Source organism: Sulfurimonas sp., from assembly GCF_029027405.1.
Lineage (GTDB): Bacteria > Campylobacterota > Campylobacteria > Campylobacterales > Sulfurimonadaceae > Sulfurimonas.
Genome location: NZ_CP093396.1, coordinates 2,275,993 through 2,294,755, shown reverse-complemented (window position 1 = coordinate 2,294,755; position 18,763 = coordinate 2,275,993). Strand labels below are relative to the sequence as shown.

Annotated in this window: 21 protein-coding genes; 8 read left to right on the top strand and 13 right to left on the bottom strand. The window is 29.5% G+C overall.

The genetic code is table 11. The annotated features are described in order from the left end of the window. Window positions 1-32 precede the first annotated feature (32 nt). Window positions 33-1,088: a radical SAM family heme chaperone HemW gene (gene hemW / locus MOV42_RS11110; protein ID WP_324171246.1), complete on the bottom strand. Its 1,056-nt coding sequence runs from the start codon at window positions 1,086-1,088 to the stop codon at window positions 33-35. Between the two features lie 58 nt (window positions 1,089-1,146). Here hemW and MOV42_RS11105 point away from each other — a divergent pair, with 58 nt between their 5' ends. From MOV42_RS11105 to folP, 6 genes are read left to right on the top strand one after another with little or no spacing between them, the layout of a single operon-like run. Beyond that, window positions 1,147-3,675: an EAL domain-containing protein gene (locus MOV42_RS11105; RefSeq protein ID WP_324171245.1), complete on the top strand. Its 2,529-nt coding sequence runs from the start codon at window positions 1,147-1,149 to the stop codon at window positions 3,673-3,675. Window positions 3,676-3,720: 45 nt separating this feature from the next. Continuing rightward, window positions 3,721-4,191: an RNA pyrophosphohydrolase gene (locus MOV42_RS11100; RefSeq protein ID WP_324171244.1), complete on the top strand. Its 471-nt coding sequence runs from the start codon at window positions 3,721-3,723 to the stop codon at window positions 4,189-4,191. Further along, window positions 4,192-5,403, top strand: coding sequence for an aspartate kinase (locus MOV42_RS11095; RefSeq protein ID WP_324171243.1), 1,212 nt, complete (start codon window positions 4,192-4,194; stop codon window positions 5,401-5,403). It begins immediately after the preceding gene. Between the two features lie 6 nt (window positions 5,404-5,409). After that, a complete protein-coding gene (locus tag MOV42_RS11090) occupies window positions 5,410-5,964 on the top strand; it encodes a HobA family DNA replication regulator (protein ID WP_324171242.1) in 555 nt (184 codons plus the stop codon). Beyond that, a complete protein-coding gene (locus tag MOV42_RS11085; protein WP_324171241.1) occupies window positions 5,951-6,568 on the top strand; it encodes a DNA polymerase III subunit delta' in 618 nt (205 codons plus the stop codon). The genes MOV42_RS11090 and MOV42_RS11085 overlap by 14 nt, the downstream gene beginning before the upstream one ends. After that, complete coding sequence (gene folP, locus MOV42_RS11080) at window positions 6,558-7,700, top strand: dihydropteroate synthase (protein ID WP_324171240.1); 1,143 nt, start codon at window positions 6,558-6,560, stop codon at window positions 7,698-7,700. The genes MOV42_RS11085 and folP overlap by 11 nt, the downstream gene beginning before the upstream one ends. On the opposite strand, the gene MOV42_RS11075 is transcribed toward folP, so the two are convergent. The 9 genes from MOV42_RS11075 to MOV42_RS11035 all read right to left on the bottom strand — a co-directional run bounded on the left by MOV42_RS11075 (window position 7,697) and on the right by MOV42_RS11035 (window position 15,533). Further along, window positions 7,697-9,343 (bottom strand): inorganic phosphate transporter, encoded by a 1,647-nt coding sequence (locus MOV42_RS11075; RefSeq protein WP_324171239.1) that lies wholly within the window; start codon window positions 9,341-9,343, stop codon window positions 7,697-7,699. The genes folP and MOV42_RS11075 overlap by 4 nt on opposite strands. Then, window positions 9,343-9,936: a peptidylprolyl isomerase gene (locus MOV42_RS11070; RefSeq protein WP_324171238.1), complete on the bottom strand. Its 594-nt coding sequence runs from the start codon at window positions 9,934-9,936 to the stop codon at window positions 9,343-9,345. Before MOV42_RS11070 ends, MOV42_RS11075 begins: the two co-directional genes overlap by 1 nt. Beyond that, entirely contained in the window at window positions 9,929-11,422 is a 1,494-nt protein-coding gene (locus MOV42_RS11065) for a hypothetical protein (RefSeq protein ID WP_324171237.1), read from the bottom strand. The genes MOV42_RS11070 and MOV42_RS11065 overlap by 8 nt, the downstream gene beginning before the upstream one ends. Before the next feature lie 47 nt (window positions 11,423-11,469). After that, window positions 11,470-11,754, bottom strand: coding sequence for an HU family DNA-binding protein (locus MOV42_RS11060; RefSeq protein WP_324171236.1), 285 nt, complete (start codon window positions 11,752-11,754; stop codon window positions 11,470-11,472). Window positions 11,755-11,851: 97 nt separating this feature from the next. Then, the gene (locus tag MOV42_RS11055) at window positions 11,852-12,085 is read right to left on the bottom strand and encodes a hypothetical protein (protein WP_324171235.1); all 234 of its coding nucleotides are present in this window, start codon (window positions 12,083-12,085) and stop codon (window positions 11,852-11,854) included. A gap of 3 nt (window positions 12,086-12,088) precedes the next feature. Then, complete coding sequence (locus MOV42_RS11050; protein ID WP_324171234.1) at window positions 12,089-12,331, bottom strand: XRE family transcriptional regulator; 243 nt, start codon at window positions 12,329-12,331, stop codon at window positions 12,089-12,091. 200 nt (window positions 12,332-12,531) lie between these two features. Next, window positions 12,532-14,208: a flagellar assembly protein A gene (locus MOV42_RS11045; protein ID WP_324171233.1), complete on the bottom strand. Its 1,677-nt coding sequence runs from the start codon at window positions 14,206-14,208 to the stop codon at window positions 12,532-12,534. Window positions 14,209-14,223: 15 nt separating this feature from the next. Next, the gene (locus tag MOV42_RS11040) at window positions 14,224-14,865 is read right to left on the bottom strand and encodes a hypothetical protein (protein WP_324171232.1); all 642 of its coding nucleotides are present in this window, start codon (window positions 14,863-14,865) and stop codon (window positions 14,224-14,226) included. 11 nt (window positions 14,866-14,876) lie between these two features. After that, entirely contained in the window at window positions 14,877-15,533 is a 657-nt protein-coding gene (locus MOV42_RS11035; protein ID WP_324171231.1) for a hypothetical protein, read from the bottom strand. An 88-nt stretch (window positions 15,534-15,621) separates the two neighbouring features. On the opposite strand from MOV42_RS11035, the gene fbaA reads away from it, so the two are divergent. Beyond that, window positions 15,622-16,701 (top strand): class II fructose-bisphosphate aldolase, encoded by a 1,080-nt coding sequence (gene fbaA / locus MOV42_RS11030; protein WP_324171230.1) that lies wholly within the window; start codon window positions 15,622-15,624, stop codon window positions 16,699-16,701. On the opposite strand, the gene MOV42_RS11025 is transcribed toward fbaA, so the two are convergent. Then, a complete protein-coding gene (locus tag MOV42_RS11025) occupies window positions 16,698-17,069 on the bottom strand; it encodes a hypothetical protein (RefSeq protein WP_324171229.1) in 372 nt (123 codons plus the stop codon). The two genes, fbaA and MOV42_RS11025, sit on opposite strands and share 4 nt — an antisense overlap. Before the next feature lie 28 nt (window positions 17,070-17,097). On the opposite strand from MOV42_RS11025, the gene cmoA reads away from it, so the two are divergent. Continuing rightward, window positions 17,098-17,805: a carboxy-S-adenosyl-L-methionine synthase CmoA gene (gene cmoA / locus MOV42_RS11020; RefSeq protein WP_324171228.1), complete on the top strand. Its 708-nt coding sequence runs from the start codon at window positions 17,098-17,100 to the stop codon at window positions 17,803-17,805. 9 nt (window positions 17,806-17,814) lie between these two features. Here cmoA and MOV42_RS11015 read toward each other — a convergent pair whose 3' ends face one another. Both MOV42_RS11015 and nth read right to left on the bottom strand, forming a co-directional pair. Then, window positions 17,815-18,054: a hypothetical protein gene (locus MOV42_RS11015; RefSeq protein WP_324171227.1), complete on the bottom strand. Its 240-nt coding sequence runs from the start codon at window positions 18,052-18,054 to the stop codon at window positions 17,815-17,817. A gap of 26 nt (window positions 18,055-18,080) precedes the next feature. Beyond that, complete coding sequence (nth, locus tag MOV42_RS11010; RefSeq protein ID WP_324171226.1) at window positions 18,081-18,722, bottom strand: endonuclease III; 642 nt, start codon at window positions 18,720-18,722, stop codon at window positions 18,081-18,083. Window positions 18,723-18,763: the final 41 nt, after the last annotated feature.

The window sequence follows — 18,763 nt, the reverse complement described above, 5'->3', positions numbered from 1 at the left end:
TTTTTAATTTATGGATTTTAGCAAAACTATCCTTAAGATGATAAGAATAGAGCCAGTTCATCTGCTAAAAGATACTCGAAATTGTATAAAATTTTGTTTTTTAAAGAAAGTTTTTTTTCTTGAACTAAGATATTTGCGCGTTCTTGTTCATAATTACTTAAAATATCCATTTTTACCCCAACACAAGAACGAAAACCTAAAAAAATCTTTTCTATTCTAATATCTTCTTGGCTTAGTTCTTCTTCTCTGGCTTGAAGAGGACTTTTTATATAATCTTCCAATATAACAGTTGGATAAAATCTTTTATGACTAAGCTTACCAACTGCTCCACTTCCAAGCCCTATGTAATCTTCATATTTCCAATACCCGAGATTATGAGTGCTTTTATAGGTACCAAAATTACTAATTTCATACTGTTCAAATCCATTTAACTTTATCTCCTCAAACAGCCATGATGTAAGTTCTAAATTTTCTTTTGACATTTGTGGCTTTGACTCGAAGGGTGTACCTTCTTCTATAGTTAGGGCATATGCACTTAGATGATTTACGGGTAGAGAAAAAGCTATTTTTAAATCTTTTTGAAGTAGTTCTTTTGTATCTCCTAGGGTTGCGTAAATTAAATCAAGAGAAATATTTTTAAAGCCAACTTTTTTCGCATTTTGTATTGATTTTATGGCATCTGACTTGTTATGAGTTCGGTTTAGTAACTTTAGTTTTTTATTATTAAAACTCTGCACTCCAAAACTTATGCGATTTACACCAAGTTTGTACATTTCTTCAAGCCATTCTAAATTTGCACTATTTGGGTTTGCTTCGCTAGTTATTTCAACATCTTTACTAAGATAAGGATTAATAAGGTGAAATAAGGGCTCATAAAGATTTGTTGATATTGTAGATGGTGTGCCACCTCCAATAAAAATAGTAGTGATTTTTTTTTCTTTTGCATTAAATTTTTTTAGCTCATGTTTTAACTGTAAAAGTAAAGCTTTCATGTAAGATGATTTTAGGTGAAACTTATCAACATAAGAGTTAAAAGCACAATACGAACATTTAGAATCGCAAAAGGGAATGTGTATATAGAGTAACATAACCGAAGTATATCAAATTTTAATTTGAATATAAAGTATATAAGAATATAATTATTGTATGGAAGATACATCACTTTTAAAAACAATCAAATTATTATATGTTGAAGATGACGATGATATAAGAGAGTCTACACTAGAGATTCTTAAATTATATTTTGAGAATATTGTTGTGGCTAAAGATGGTTTTGAAGCCCTTGGCTTATATGATTCCTCTATTGATCTTGTAATTAGTGATATTGTTATGCCAAATATGAATGGCGTTGAGATGTCTAAAAAAATAAAAATCATTAAACCAAATCAACCTATTATCTTGTTGGCAGAACATAAAACTGAAGACTTTCTCATAGAGGCTATAGATGCTGGAGTAGATAAGTTTATAATCAAACCGATTTTAAGCATCAACAAGTTTATATCTTCAATTTTAGAACTAAGTAAAAAAATAAAATCTTTGCAAAATTATAATGAAAAAGTTTTCTTTTTAAAACAAAAAAGTAAAATAATAGATGAAAATGTTTTTATGACAGTTACTGATTTAGATGGAAAAATATTAGAAATATCTAGTGCGTATTTAAATTTTACAGGCTTTTTACTAGATGAGGTTATTGGCAGTACGCATAAACTCTTCAGAAGAGAAAATGCTGATAAAGAGCTGATAAAAAATTTATGGGAAACAATTCTCGAAAATAAAAAATGGACAGGTCAACTTAAAAACAATAAGTATAGCGGAGAAGAGTATTGGTTAAAACAAATAATTTTACCACTTTTTGATATGAATAATGAAAAAATAGGTTACACCACGATTTCAAGAAATATAACAAATAGCACAAAATTAAAAGAACTATCAATTACAGATGCTTTGACAAATATACACAATAGACGATATTTTGACTACTCACTTAAAAGAGAGTTTAAAAGTTCTTCATGGAGAAAAGAAAACTTCGCTCTATTAATTATTGATGTTGATTACTTTAAAGATTATAATGATTCTTACGGGCATCCTCAAGGAGATAAAGTCTTAAAAAGAATAGCTTCTCAGATGAAAAACTGTATTAATTATAGTGTTAACGATGTCTTTAGAATTGGTGGAGAAGAGTTTGCTATATTTGTATCAGACAGTAATGATGAAGATGTGATAAAGGTATCTTCAGAGATAGTAAAAAATGTAGAATCACTTAAGATTAAACATGAAAAAAGTAAAGTTTCTGATTATGTAACAATTTCAATTGGGGCAGTTAATGTAAATGGGTTTAATAATACAATGTCTAGTGATGATATATATAATTTAGCAGATGATAATTTATATAAAGCGAAGAAAGCAGGAAGAAATAGAGTTGTATTTAATGAGAATATAGAAAATATAAATCTTTTTAAAGACTTAGATATAGTTACTAAATTACCAAATAGACAATCTCTTATTCAGGATTTAGAACTTCTTCAGGAAGAAACAATGTTGATTTTACTTCATGTCAATCAAATCAATATTATTAAAGATTTATATGGTATTGATATAGTCTCAAATATGATATTAAAAAAAGCACAACAATTAAATGAAATCATAATAGATGATAATGTAACTTTGTATAGTTTAAATATGTATGAGTTCGCAATTTTAATAAGTTCAAAAAAAATATTTGAAAAATATTTAGCACTTTTAAAATATACAATATTAATCAACCATGAAGAAAATATTTGCCTTGATTCAGAACAAGAGCTTGTCTCAGATTTTACAGCAGGTGTTGCTTATGGCATTATTGATTTGTTTAATAAGGCAGATATAAGTTTACAAGATGCTGTGATGAATAAAAAAAGTTTGGTAATTTATAATAAAAATCAAACAACTATAGAGTTTCAAAAATCAACTATTGATAGAATGAGAGCATATAAAAAAGCATTGCACAGTGATAATATTATTCCTTATTTTCAGCCTATAATAGATGCAAAAGATAATAGTGTGTTAAAATATGAAGCACTTGCTCGGATTGTAACTGAGAGCGAAGAGGTAATTTTACCTTGTTACTTCTTAGATTCTGCAAAACAGGACAATACATTTGAGTTTTTTACAAGGCAAATGATGCAAAAAGTATTTGCTATTTATGCAAATAATAAAGCAGATTTATCTATAAATGTTACTTATGAAAATATAATTTCACCAACAATGATTGAGTATATAAAAAATAGACTAGATAAGTATGGGGGAGAAGGTATTACATTTGAAATAGTTGAATCTGAAGATATTGAAGATTATCAACTTGTTGAAGAGTTTATATTAATGATAAAAGAATATGGATGCAAAGTTTCTCTTGATGATTTTGGCTCTGGTTATTCTAATTTTACACATATTGTAAAACTTAATATTGATTACATTAAACTCGATGGCAGTTTAATAGAAAAACTTTTAGTTGATAAAACAGTTGAGTATATGGTCAATGCAGTTATAGTTTTTGCAAAAAATGCCAAGATAAAGATAATAGCAGAGTTTGTTAGCACAAAAGAGCTAGATGCTAAGGTTAGAGAAATGGGAGTTGATTATATTCAAGGTTATTATTATGGCGAGCCAAAAACACCGCAGAGTTATAGCTTAATTTAATAGCATCTTTAGTATAATCGCGATTATAAAAAATCAGGTGTTTTAATGAGTGAGAAAAAATCATATCGTCCTAATGTTGCTATGATAGTTATGTCAAATAAATATCCCAAAAAGAAAGAAATTTTTATAGCACAAAGAAATGACTTCAATGATGTATGGCAGTTTCCTCAAGGCGGAATAGATGCTGGTGAGGAAGTGCAAGAGGCTATGTTTCGAGAACTTGAAGAAGAGATAGGAACAAAAAAAGTAAAAATTATTGCCGAGTATCCAGAGTGGATTTCATATGATTTTCCTTCAAAGATAGCTAAGAAGATGAAGCCTTACAAAGGGCAAACACAAAAATACTTTTTAGTGAAACTCAAAAAAAATGCGACAATTGATATAAATACTTCTCATCCAGAATTTAGTAATTTTAAATTTGTGAATGTAGAAGAAGCTTTATGCATGAGCGCATCTTTTAAGCAAGAGGTTTATAAAACAGTGATTAAACATTTCAAAAAAGAAGGTTACCTTTAGATGTTAATAGTACAAAAATTTGGTGGAACAAGTGTCGGTGATTTAGACCGTATTTCAAATGTTGCTGCTCGTGTATCACGAACAAAAAAAGAGGGGAATGATGTTATTGTTGTTGTTTCTGCAATGAGTGGAGAAACAAATAAATTAGTAGGTTATGCTGAACATTTTTCGAAAAATCCAGCTAAAGCTGAAATGGACATGCTTCTAAGTTCTGGAGAAAGAGTTACAGCATCTCTACTTTCAATAGCTTTAAATGAAATGGGTCACCCTTGTGTTTCTATGACAGGCAGAAAAGCTGGAATTCTTACAGACAATCTTCACACAAAAGCGCGTATAGAAGAGATCGATCCACGGGTTATGAAGTCTGCTTTAGATGAAGGTAAAATTATTGTAGTTGCTGGTTTTCAAGGTGTAAATGAACATGGTGATGTAACAACTCTTGGTCGTGGAGGAAGTGATTTAAGTGCCGTTGCAATAGCAGGAGCGATAGAAGCTGACTTATGTGAAATATATACGGATGTTAGTGGTATTTACACAACTGACCCACGAATAGAACCAAAAGCTAAAAAACTTGATAAAATTTCTTATGATGAGATGCTAGAGTTGGCTTCTCTTGGTGCAAAAGTACTTCAAAACCGCTCAGTTGAGTTAGCAAAAAAATTAAATGTAAACTTAGTAACAAGAACAAGTTTTTCAGATGAGCCAGGAACATTAATAACAAAGGAAGAAAATATCATGGAAAAACCTGTAGTGAGTGGAATTGCTTTAGATAAAAATCAGGCTCGTATATCTTTGATGGGTGTAGCAGATAGACCAGGCATAGCATCTGAAGTTTTTACAAAATTAGCAAATAGTGATGTGAATGTAGATATGATAATCCAAAATAAAGCACATGATGGTACAACAAACATAGACTTTACTGTTCCCATGAATGATTTAAGTGCTGCAAAAGAAGTTGTTTCTGTATTTCTTAAAAATAATGACATAGAAGCTGAATCATATAATGATAAAATATGTAAAGTTTCTATAGTTGGTGTTGGTATGAAATCGCATACTGGTGTAGCAGCAAAAGCATTCTCAACACTTGCACAGGAAAATATAAACATAAATATGATTTCAACATCAGAGATAAAACTTTCAATGATTATAGATGATAAATATGCTGAACTTGCTGTAAGAAGTCTACATAATGCTTATGAGTTAGATAAGTAAAAATTTATGAATGCATCAGATTTTGCGCAATGGAGTTTAGATGTTATAAGAGAAGAGGGTGCTAGTCTTAGTTGGCTAGAAGAACAGCGCTTTGACTGGACAAACCCTTTATCTTTAGCATTAGAGCAAATCCTAAATTCTAAAACAATTATTTTAATAACAGATACTAAGAGAAAATGGTTTGAAACTTATATTTTAACTTCTATAAATTCGCTAAAGCTAGATAGACCGCTATTACCAATTGTAAGTATAGATAGTCTGTATCAACACTATTCAAATATAAGTGGTGGAGAGATGATAGATGTAGTTGAAGATATGATTTCTCTCTCTTATAAAGATGATTTTATATTTTGGTACATTGGGAAGGGTGATGATAAACGAGCAGATATAGCAAAAAGAAAAGATAGTAGTTATTTTTGGATTTTTGATGAAGAATTTCATAATGGTTTTACTCTGAAATCTCATGATAAAATGCTAGATATAAAACTTTTGCAACTTTACAAACTATTTGATGCTTCACTTAGTGCTGCAATGTTTGGAGAAGTAGATGTCAGTTCATGAAGTTGTAAAAGGTCATATTCTCATTACGAGTGATATAGAAGTAGAATTTTATAAACTACAAGAATCACTTAAACCACATAGAGTTGTAGGCTTTTTAGAAGATAAATTTTTGCTTGAACATGCTAAAGCTGTGCTTGCTGAATCATACATAAGTGAATCAATAACAAAATATATAATTTTAGGTTCTGCAGACTTTAATGTTATTTCTCAAAACTCACTTTTAAAAATATTTGAAGAGCCTCCGAGAAATATAGAGTTTATAATTATAACTCCAACAAAATCAAATCTTATCCCTACCGTTCGTTCAAGATTACCTATTTTAAAAGGTAAAAAAAATGCTAAAACTTATGAATGTGAGCTTAATTTAGCGAGACTTAGCTATGAAAATATTTTTGTTTTTTTAAAAGAAAATGCTCGAATTTCAAGAAATGATGCAAAATTTTTAATAGAATCTCTTTATTATAGAGCAACAGTTGTTGATATGTTAATTTTGTCCAAAAAGCAATTAGATAATTTTGATAAAGCATATAGGCTCTTAGAGTTAAATTCAAAACCACAAAATATTTTAACACTTGTACTTATGGGTTTTATAGATGGAGATTGAAAAATTATCAAATAGTATAGATGCTAAGGCATATTTGAAAAAACTCGGTGTTGATAGTGGTGGAATAAATATATTAGCTTCAAAGATGAGTACTCATATCTTATATATAAAAGATTTACATGTCGGTGGAGCAAATATTTTAAAACAAGATGCTCTCTCTATTGGAGCAGATTTGGCAGTTCCTCGTGGAACTGTTACAGCATTAACACCTTTAGTTGATTGTATATTAATAGCAACTGCTAAACAGTTGAAAACCCTTAGTAAAAAAGAGTTGTCACAACCATTTGGACTAAAAGAAGTAGCAAAAAAAATCTCAAAATTATATAAAATAAATAAACCTGTTCATGCTCAAGTAATGGGCATTATAAATGCTAATGATGATAGTTTCTTCGAAGGAAGTAGATTTGTAGATTCTAAAGCTATAGATGCTGTTGTTAAAATGATAGATGATGGTGTAACTATAATAGACATAGGTGGTGTGTCATCTGCGCCAAATACTTCAAGTGTTAGTATAGATGAAGAGTTAAAAAGAGTTAAACCAATTATAGATGCTATTAAAGAAAAAAAACTTTATGAAAAAATAAAATTTAGTATAGATAGCTATGAGCCAAAAGTTATAGAATATGCACTGAAAAATGCTTTTAAAATTGTGAATGATATAACAGGTTTAGAAAATGATGAGGTTTGTAAATTGTGTGCTAAGTACGAAGCCAAAGTTATTATTATGCATATGCAAGGAACTCCTTTAACAATGCAAGTAGAGCCAAAATATGATAGTATCCTTAGTGATATTTATCAGTTTTTTGAGCAAAGAATACAAAAAGCAGAAAGTTTTGGTGTTAAAGATATCGTTTTAGATGTAGGCATTGGTTTTGGAAAGTCACTAGAACATAATCTTATATTAATAAAACATTTAGAAAATTTTTTATCGCTGGATAAAGAACTATTAGTTGGAGCATCTAGAAAGTCAATTATAGATAAAGTATATCCTGCTCCAATCCAAGATAGATTAGCTGGGACACTTGCACTTCATTTAGAAGCTATTCAAAATGGAGCTTCAATTGTTAGAGTACATGATGTATATGAACATGTTCAAGCCATAAAGGTAAAAGAGGCTTTAGATAAAATCTAAGCCATTATACCTTTTATCATAAAAAATAGTAATCCTGCTAAAACAGCTGCAGCTGGAACAGTAACAACCCAAGCAGTAATGATTTTTTTAATTGCGTCTCTTTTAACATACTCTACTTTTTTAGTTTGTTTTATATGTTTCTTTGTTGCTTTTATAAGTTTTTCTTCAACTTCTATAAACTTATAAAGTTCAACAATTCTTTCATAATTATTTTGATTTTTATGCTCTTTATTTTCAAGTGTTAATCGTTCTGCATTATAAGCATTTAAATTCTTTTTCTCGTCTTTTATGGTTAATTTATCATCTTTTATAGTTGGTCTTGGGTCAGTTATATGTAACCACTCCCTTAAAAATCCAACACCAAAAACACCACCAATTGCTATGTGAGTAGAACTTACAGGAAGACCAAGTTGAGAAGCAATAATAACAGTTATAGAAGCAGCCATAGCTACAGAAAAAGCTCTCATTTGATCAAGTTCTGTTATTTCAGAACCAACTGTTTTGATAAGTTTTGGTCCATAAAGTGCTAAACCAAGAGCTATACCCAAAGCTCCAACTCCCATTACCCAAATAGGTATAGAGGCTTCAGATGATATACCTCCATTAAGAACAGCATCATTAATAGCTGCCAATGGTCCTATGGCATTTGCAACATCATTTGCTCCATGAGCAAAACTAAGTAGTGCTGCAGCAAAAATTAATGGTATAGTAAACAAAGAGTTTACTGCTTCTCTGTTGTTTTCAAGCATTGTCGAGTTCATCTGTAATCTTGCTTTTACTATTAAGTAAACAGCTACAGAAATAATAAAGCCCAATACTAGCGCAGTCGTAAAAGTTGGTTTGTCTGTCATCTCAATAGAAACTAAAGGTATTGAGTTTAAAATTTCAACTATTTGTGGCCATATTTTTTTAAGTCCTTTTAATGTCAAGTAAGTTATAAAAGCCCATGACATAATAGCTACAAAAACTGGAACCCATCTTTTTGCAGCTTTTATTTTATCTTCTTTAAATATAATTGACTTTTTAATAGAATATAAGAATAATGCGGCTATTACTCCACCTAAAACAGGGGATATAACCCAAGAAGATGCAATTTTTGCCATTGTAGACCAAGAAACAATTGAAAAACCTGCAGCAGCAATTCCTGCCCCCATTACTCCACCAACTATTGAGTGAGTTGTTGAAACAGGGGCACGAACCATTGTTGCGAAGTTAAGCCATAAAGCAGCAGCTAAAAGAGCTGCCATCATAGCCCATATAAAAGGGTCGCTATTTCCACCAAATGCAGAGATATCAATGATGCCTTTTTTGATAGTGTTAACAACTTCACCACCAGCTATAAGTGCTCCCGCAGCTTCAAATACGGCTGCTATTATTATAGCAGTAGTTAGAGTAAGTGCTTTAGAACCAACAGCTGGTCCAACATTATTAGCAACATCATTCGCACCTATATTCATAGCCATATAAGCACCGATTAGTGCAGCTATTGCTAAAAACATATTGTTTGGAATACCACCATTACTTAAGAAGCTAAAAGTTAAAACACCAATCATAAAAAAGAGAGCTAATCCTAGTTTTGTAAAATCAGGGCCACTCTTTTTTAATGCTTCTTTTTCAAGCTTTTTCATAGTTTGAATTTCCATTATTTATCCTCTTGTAAGCGTTGTGTAATAATATTTGAAAGTATATATGCTTTGATGATTTCTTGTCTAACTATAGGCTTGTCTTTTTGTTTTTTTTCTTGCATAGACGAGTATTTATGAGTTGCAATTTTATCTAATTTCATTATTACTTTTAAAGAATTTCTACTAACTTCTCCAAATATAGTATGTCTTCCATTTAGCCAAGGTGTTTTAGTAGTAGTTATGAAAAATTGACTTCCATTCGTGTGAGGTCCACTATTTGCCATTGCTAGAATTCCTATTTTGTTAAATGTTTTGTTTTTAAACTCATCTTTAAAAGGTTTTCCCCAGATGCTCTCACCACTAAAACCACTTTCACTCGGATCTCCTCCTTGAATCATAAAACCCTTTATAATTCTGTGGAAAGCCACACCATTAAAGTAACCGTTTTTTACATGAGTAGTAAAATTTTCTACCGTTAACGGTGCAATATCATCAAATAAAATAAGTTCAATGTTTCCTTGAGTAGTTTGAAGTATTACTCTTGTTTCTTTTTCATTGGCTTGTAATCCAATTGACAAAATTAGTAAAAATGGTAATAGTATTTTAAACATTTTTTTCCTTTAGTATTTTTATATTTTCACCTTCTATGTCATAAAGTACAAAAGTTGTGTCATAAGCTAGATGCGAAGCATACTCAAGCTGATTAAGAGAAGCTTCCTCTACATCTAAAAGTATTATATACTTAGAGTTCATAGAGCTTATTTGTGCGTATGAACAAATAAGTAAATTTTCTAATTCTTGGTTTTGTAAATTTACACTAGCATCTAGTAAGATTGCTTTATCTTTTATGAAAAATTCTAAATCATCACTTAGATTATTTTTAGTGACATTATTGCTAACTATTAAAATATCTTCAGGTTTATTATCTTGGAGAAGTTTTGATACTATTTGTAGCGCTTTTGCTTGTTGATTTGCTTGTTTAAAAATTATTTTTCTACTTTTTTCTTGAAAATTTTTGTTAAAAATAAACTTTGCATCTTCGTCATGATATTCATTTACTAAAATAAGAGAAGAAGCTTTTTGAAGATGCTGAAGGTATTGAATAAATTCAAATGAAAGAAGATTAGAATCATCACAAATTATCAGGTCGGCAACTTTGTAATTATTGCGCATAAGTTTTTCATCAATATATAAAATTACTTCTAGCTTTGGCTTTTTTAGTTTAGTTAGATGTTTATTTACAAGAGCAATAGGTGTTATGATTTCTATAGAGTCGATGTCTATTTCAATAATAGCATACTCTATAATATTTAATAATTTTTGTTTTAAAAGGTCACAAGCTAATACAGTTGGCTCGAGAATAGTAATTTTTAAATCTTTACAACGCAAATTTTCTAATATTGCTTTTAAAAGTATTGAAGAAGTCTTTCCTGAGTATGATGGACCGCTTAGTACTTGAGTACCCTCTATTTTACTCTCAATAAAATCTATCTGTTCTTTGGAGGCTAGATTTCTAGAGTTGTCTTTTGAAAAAACAAGATACTGAACAAGAAGATTACCAATAATGTCTGCCTCATTTGGCATAGGGGAAATTGGAGATGGTGCATTATCAATTTTTTTAAAAATTTCATCTTCAGAAGAATTATTAAACATTATTTTATTAAATGGCAGTAACTCTCTAAAGGAGTCATCAAGATATTCATATTCATCACTATTTAAATTTTCCATAAGTAAATAGTTATAAATAGGAACACCATCACTGTGTGTGAGTTCATTAAATTTTTGTTTTATAAATTGATGTGTTTTTTCAAAAGCTAAGTTTTTGTTATTAGAATCTTGATTTGTTGCTTTTGATATTGTTGCATTTTTTAGATCATCATAGGACCACTCTTTATATTCAAATAGGTAAATCCCTTTACTTGGATTTAAAATAAGTAGAGGAATAAAATAATTTTTAGTATGATGATATATGGTTATGTTTTCATAGATGCTAAAATATTTTTTTTTACAAACTACTTTTAATTTTTTTATTAATAAGGAGTCTGGGAGTGTTAAAGTTGTTGTTTTCTTTTTAAATAGTGATGAGAATAGATTCATGAAGATAAAAACTCATAGCTCTATATTTGCTATGAGTTTTAAAAGTTTTATTTGCCTGCAGCAACGCGGTCTTTAAGACCTTTGCCAGCTTTAAACTTAGGAACCATTTTGTCTTGCGTAGTATAAGTTTTATCTGTACCAGGAACTTTACCACTTTTACCTTTTTGAAGGTTAGCCGTAAAACTACCGAAACCAACTAAAGAAACATCTTCTTTCTTAACTAAAGCAGTTGTTACTGCTTGTATAAATGCTTTTATTGCAGCTTCTGCTTCAACTTTAGTTTTGTACTCACCACTTGCCTGTACTAATTCAACGAATTGAGCTTTATTCATATATTTACCTTTGGATTCATAAAGATTTCCGAAATTATTTTTAAAAGACACCGCTAAGCCCTTTATAAAAATAATTCAGCTAAAGACACTTTATAATTTATTTGCTTAAATTTTTCTTCTTTTTGATAAAAAGCGTTAAGAATTGCGATATTTTAGACTCTTTAAGTCCTGATTTAGCTACTTTTATAAACTTTGATGTGTTTAAACTTATGGTTGTTGATATCAATAAAGATGAAATATCTTTTATTTTTTTATATTTTTCACTATCTGTTTGAATAGATAAGAAAATATCTTCTAGTCCATCTCTCTCTTGTTTAGTCAGTGTGCTCATCTACTATACCTCTTCAAGTTTATTAATTTTTCTAACAGTTCTAATAATCTCATCATCATCTAGTCTTCCTAACATTTTCATAACAATAGAAGCAGCTTGAGGTTTAGCCCGTCCAAGCTTCCAGTCTTGATATGTACGCATAGAAATACCAAAAGAGTTAGCCATATCTTTAAGAGATATTTTTTTCCCATTATTTTTGTACTCTAGTGAATTATGAAGAATATTAAACAAATCATTAATTTTCATGAAAAAATTATACGAGAAATATACTTAAATATACATTTAATATATGTTAAATGTATGTTTATATACTATTTAATACAATAATTAATGTATTGTATCATATAATTATTGTTAAATATACGGTAAACCGTGTTTTATTAAGATTAAAATATTTTTAAAAATTAAAATATTTTATTTTTTGTAAGTTATTTTGGTGGGTAGTGTTAATTAATAGAGATAGATTTTTTGACAGGTTCTAAAGTTATTTTATCTTCGCTAATTTCTAGGTAAAAAGGTGAATAGCTTTGCTCTTGTGTTTTAAAAATTATTTCATCTTCATTATCTAGTGTAAAGACTATCTTATTTAAGCCTTTAAATGGTTTTTCAACACTAATCTTTGCTCTTAATGTTGACTCTTTGATATGTTTTAGTTCATTTTTGAAATTTAAAATATTTTTTTTAATTACAGATACTTGGGCTTGATTATGTCGTTTGGCTTCTTCAAGGTCATATTTTAGGTTAAGAATATCTTCATTAATAAAATTTACTTTAGAGTTTAAAATAGGTATATCTTTATAATTTATTTTAAAAAGATTATCTTCACCACTTACTAATTTTATTGTAATAGATTCAGAAGCATATACTTTTAAGTTACTTTTTACATGTCCAATAGTGACATTTTGTGCATAGATAATTCCACCAAGAGAAGATTCAATATCAAGGTTAGTTGCATGAACTGTACCACCTTCAAGAAGTGATATTTTTGCATCTTTACATCTAAGTGTACCTTTGTGTCTGTTTATTTTTGCAGTTCTTGCAAACTGCCTTGAATTTTGGTGTGTGGCTCCATCTATTTGTAGGTTAATAGCTTTTAAGATGCTATTAGCACCGATGTGACCATCTACATGAATGGTTTCACTAACTAATTTTACTCCCTCTCCAATACTATCTTTAGTTGTGTCGTTTTGAGCGATGTGAACTTCTATATTATTATCTTGTTCTTTTGCTATGGAGTTTTCTACTCTTGAAATTTTAGACTTTCTTACCTTGTTGTTAATACTTAAAAGTTTTGTGCTAAATTTAACAAAACCTTTTACCTTACTTTTATATAACTTTTGATTATTATCTTCTATTATATAGATGCTATCTGTATCAATAGGTGTCTTAAGATCATCAGCATTATCTGAATAAGAAGCACCTAGATGCTTACCTTGTGCATTAAAACCATTTTTTCCATAAATTGGTTTTAAGTATTCAATTAAAACCTCATCTTTTTCAACTTCAATAATCTGATGTTTAGTACTATTTTCCTTTTGGTTAAAGCAAAGAGTTAGTTTACCAGCTATTGTTATTTCTGGCTCTATTCCTTCAAATAGATGAAACTTTATACTTTTTTTAAAATTTCCTGTATAAAGATGTTTTGTAAATATTTTTAATTTTTTAAGCATCTTTTCATCAAATAGATTGATTAAAATACCATTTTCAGCTTTTATTTTATTAAATTCTTTGATTAAAAGAGAGTATGTTTCTTTTGGTTTTAATCTTGCAAAGGGTATCTGCGAATCAGACTTTAAGATTAATATTGGGATGCAATTATGTTTGCCTAGGTCTAAGGTATAGTTAAGTTTAATAGTTGTATTTTTTGAGTGTGTAATAGTCAATATGTAAAGTTGATGGAACTCTACATGTTGGTTTATTAGCTCATTTTTATCTTTATAATGAGCTGAAATATTTTTGTTAAAAAGTCTAAAATCATCATCTAAACTTGTTTTTATATAGGTTACTGTTTTTCTTATGGCGAAATCACAAGCATCTATAGATATCTCATTTCGAGATGCAAAACGAGATACGGATTTTTTAATATTTTTTGTTTTAATTGTAGAATCTTGAATATAACTCATCTATATTTTACCAAACTAATATGCTAGTAAATTGTTGTAGTCATATTTTGAAAAATCTAAGTATAATTTTCCATCTTTTTGTAATATTCTATCATCATTATCATAAGCTGCAATGAATCTTTTTTTGATTATTTTTCTTTGATAAGATTTTAGATTTAAAGTTTTTAGATGCTCTTTTAATTCTACAAGTTCTAAACTTATTGTTTGTTGTTGAATATGTTCTACCTCATGAACAGTTTCATTTTGGAGTTCAGATATCATTTTAGTATTTATAAGTTCTAGTATATTTTTTAGTTGTTTATCTTTATTTGAATACAACTCTTCTATTTTATCACGCTCATCACGAAGCATCTGCTCTTTGTCATCAATAAGCTTATCTATTTTTATCTCTAGTTGCATAATTCTTTCTTTTAATTGAGTGTTTTCTCTTTGGTAAAGAGCAATTACAGTTGCAACTGTTGTCTTAGGTTTTAATGGTAATGCTTTTTCAACAAGAACTTCAGTTTTTATTTCTTCATTATTAGTAGCATCTGAAATAATTATATAAGTTGTGGAATCTTCAATAATATAGTTTAATCTTTTAGATTTTATTTTTGAATTAATTATTTCTTTTGACATTTTAAATTGTTTTGAATATTCATTTATTGTTAACTTCACATAAAGTCCTTCTATTTAAGCATTGAATTAAAATTCATATCTGGTGGTGTAATTATACCAGCCTTTCTAAGCCAAACAAGGCGTCCTTCTTTTTTCTTTCCATGTTTATCTTTAAAAATATATGGTGATGAGTGTTTAAATTCACTTTTTATTAAAAGAGTGTTAAATCTTGGATGTTGGTCTAAAAAAATCTTCATATTTGCATACGCAATGTCTGAAACTATTATGGTTGAGATAGTGTAGTTTTTAAATTCTAAATATCTAGCACAATCGTTTAGACCATTACCTATATAATTTTTATTTCCCAAGATATCTGTAAATTCATATATTTTACCAGTATGTATAGCTATTCTTAGACCTTCAAAGTAGGAAAATTTTTTTCCTAGTTGTTCTGAAAAATAGTTGAAACTCAAGCCTAAAATAGTTCCATACCCTTTTAATTTAGGGTTCAATATGCAGTAAAATCCATCACCTGTTGAAATATATCCAAGAATAAGGTTACTTAGCCGCATATTAGAATTTTCCAGCATTTTGTTTATCATTTTTTTATAGCTAAGTGTTAGAAAATTTATAATTTCCAACTGAGATGCTATTCTTAATTTTGAAAAATTTATGATGTCTATCAGAATGATGTCTGTAGTCCATTCGTTAGTATGTTTATTAGGCATATGGGAATTTTATCATAAAAAGGTTATAACAAAGTTATTTCAAATAAAGCTTATAATATAATGACTCAATTAAAACTTAGGAAGTATTATGAGCAAAGGCGTATTAGATATTGTAAACCCAGGTGTTCTTTTTGGAAATGATGTACAAAATGTCTATAACATGGCCAAGGAGAGAGGTTTTGCTATTCCTGCTGTGAATGTTATTTCAACCGATTCTATAAATGGAATTTTAGAAGCAGCTGCAAAAGTAAACTCTCCTGTTATTATTCAGTTTAGTAATGGTGGAGCTTCTTACTTTGCTGGAAAAGGTTTGAGTAATGAAGGCGAAAAAGCGGCAATAATTGGAGCAATCACTGGTGCTAAATATGTTCATCAAATGGCAGTTGCCTATGGAGTAGCAGTCATACTTCACACAGACCATGCCGCAAAAAAACTTCTTCCTTGGATAGATGCTTTGCTAGATGCTGGTGAAAAACATTTTAATCATACGGGAAAAGCTTTGTATTCATCTCATATGTTAGATCTTTCAGAAGAACCTTTAGAAGAAAATATTAGCATTTGTAAAAAATATTTAGAGCGAATGAGTAAAATAAATATGAGCATAGAAATAGAGCTAGGTTGTACTGGTGGTGAAGAAGATGGAGTAGATAATACAAATATTGATAATTCACTTTTATATACTCAACCAGAAGATGTAGCATTTGCTTACAAAGAATTAAATGAAGTATCTCCTCATTTTACAATAGCCGCATCGTTTGGTAATGTTCATGGTGTTTACAAACCTGGAAATGTAACACTAACTCCAACTATTTTAGATAATTCTCAAAAATATATAGCAGAGAAATTTGGCACAGATGCTAAGCCTGTAAACTTTGTTTTTCATGGTGGTTCAGGTTCACTTCCTAGTGAAATTAGTGAAGCAATAGGTTACGGTGTAATAAAGATGAATATCGATACAGACACTCAATGGGCAACTTGGGTAGGAACTAAAGAGTATGTTGAGAAAAACAATGCTTATCTTCAAGGTCAAATCGGTAATCCTGATGGAGAAGAAAAACCAAACAAAAAATACTATGACCCAAGAAAATGGTTAAGAGCAGGGCAATTGAGTCTAGTTTCTCGTGTAGAGGTTGCTTTTAAAGATTTGAATGCGATTGATACAAACTAAAGAGTTTTATAAATATCTTCTATACTAAAAACATCTGGATTTTCTAAATAGTATTGGCTTAGAAGTTTATTTAATCTGTTTTGATTAAATCTCCAGAAATGTTTTTCATCGAAACTTTTGTCATTCCTCATCTTTTTATATAATACAGCTGCTTCTATATTGGCATCTGAGCTTTTAATGACTTTTAACATTAGATATATTAGTTCTTCATGTGAAGCCTCTGTTGTGTCATCATCTGCTAACTCTTTGTTAGGTAAAAAAGCATATATTTTCCAGATGCTAACTACCAATAAAATTATAAAAAATACTAGCATCCATGTCGAAGTGTTAATTTCCATATCTATTCTCTTAGTGTTTATTTTTGACATTTTAATATAAGAGAGCTAAAATACGAATATGAATGATAAAGTTTTTACAAAACCTATAAAAAAACAATTTGAGTTTGATGAAGAAGTAGCTGCAGTTTTTGATGATATGCTAGAGCGAAGTGTTCCTTTTTATAAAGAGAGTCAAAAGATTACTGAGTTTTTTGCACTTAAAAATTTAAAAGATGGTTCTATTCTTTATGACTTAGGCTCTTCAACTGCATCTTTGCTTTTAAACATTAGTAGACAACTTGAGTGTAAGGCAAATTTAGTTGGACTTGATAACTCTGAAGCGATGCTAGAACAAGCTAGAAAAAAAGCCCATGCTCTTGGAGCAAAACTTCAACTAGAAAATGCAGATATACTAACTTATGAGTATGAAAAAGCGGATGTATTTGTAAGTAATTATACTCTACAGTTTATCCGTCCCTTAGTCCGAGAAGAACTTATTAAAAAGATAGCATCTGCTCTCAACAAAGAAGGAGTTTTTATATTTAGCGAAAAAGTAATCTCTCATAACGCTAAACTAAATAAAGACCTTATTGAGTGTTACTATGATTTTAAAAAAGAGCAAGGTTATTCAGAGTATGAAATTATGCAAAAAAGAGAAGCACTAGAGAATGTTTTAGTTCCATATAGCGAGGAAGAAAATATACAAATGGCAAAAAATTGTGGGTTTTCTCATTGTGAAGTAGTCTTTAGATGGGCAAATTTTGCAACTTTTATAGCTATTAAATAAGAATCTTTTTTACCAAACATTACCTTTTGGTTTTTCTTTTTTTTCAGTCCAAACATCTACGACTTTACCAGCACTTTCAGCAATCTCCTTATAAGTTACTATATCGTCTTCTCCGCACTCTTTATGGTAGTATCCTTGAAGGTCGTAGTACTCTTTGCATTCACTATAATATTTTGCAGAAACCCCATGTTTATTTATACAGCCAGTAAAAAAAATAGCCATAAAAATAAGTAGTAATGTTTTAATCATACTTAAGTTTAAGCAATTTTTATTCCCTAAACCTTAAAAGTTTTTGTTGTTTTACAAAACTCTGTTAAAAAACACTCTTTGCATTTTGGATTTTTAGCAGTACAAATGTAACGACCAAAGAGAACCATACCTTGATGTAGAGCATGAAGATTATTTTTAAATTTTTTAACAAGTGTTGCTTCTGTAGCTGTTGCAGTTTTATCATCACTTAGTCCAAGTCTGTGAGAAACACGAAATACATGCGTATCAACTGCCATAAGGTTCGCTCCTGTGTATTCTATCATCACAACATTTGCAGTTTTTTGTCCAACTCCTCCAAGTGTAATTAGCTCTTTCTCATCCATTGGAATTTCGCCATTGTAAACTTCTTCAACTCTAGATGCCATCGCTATAATATTTTTTGCTTTATTGTTAAAAAAAGAACAACTATTTATTAGTGCTTTTACATCATCTATGTCAGCGTTTGCTAGTTCATGTGTGTTTGGGTATTTTTCAAATAGTTTAGGAGTTAGTATATTTACCCGCTTATCTGTGCATTGTGCAGAGAGTGAAACTGCCACCACTAACTCATAAGCATTTTTATATTTTAGCTCAGTAACTGCGTCGCTATATCTATCTATAAAAAGTTGGTGAACCTCTAAAATCTCTTTTTTTGTTGCTTTTTTCATAATCATAGTTTATCAAAGTTATATGTTATAATCAATACAGA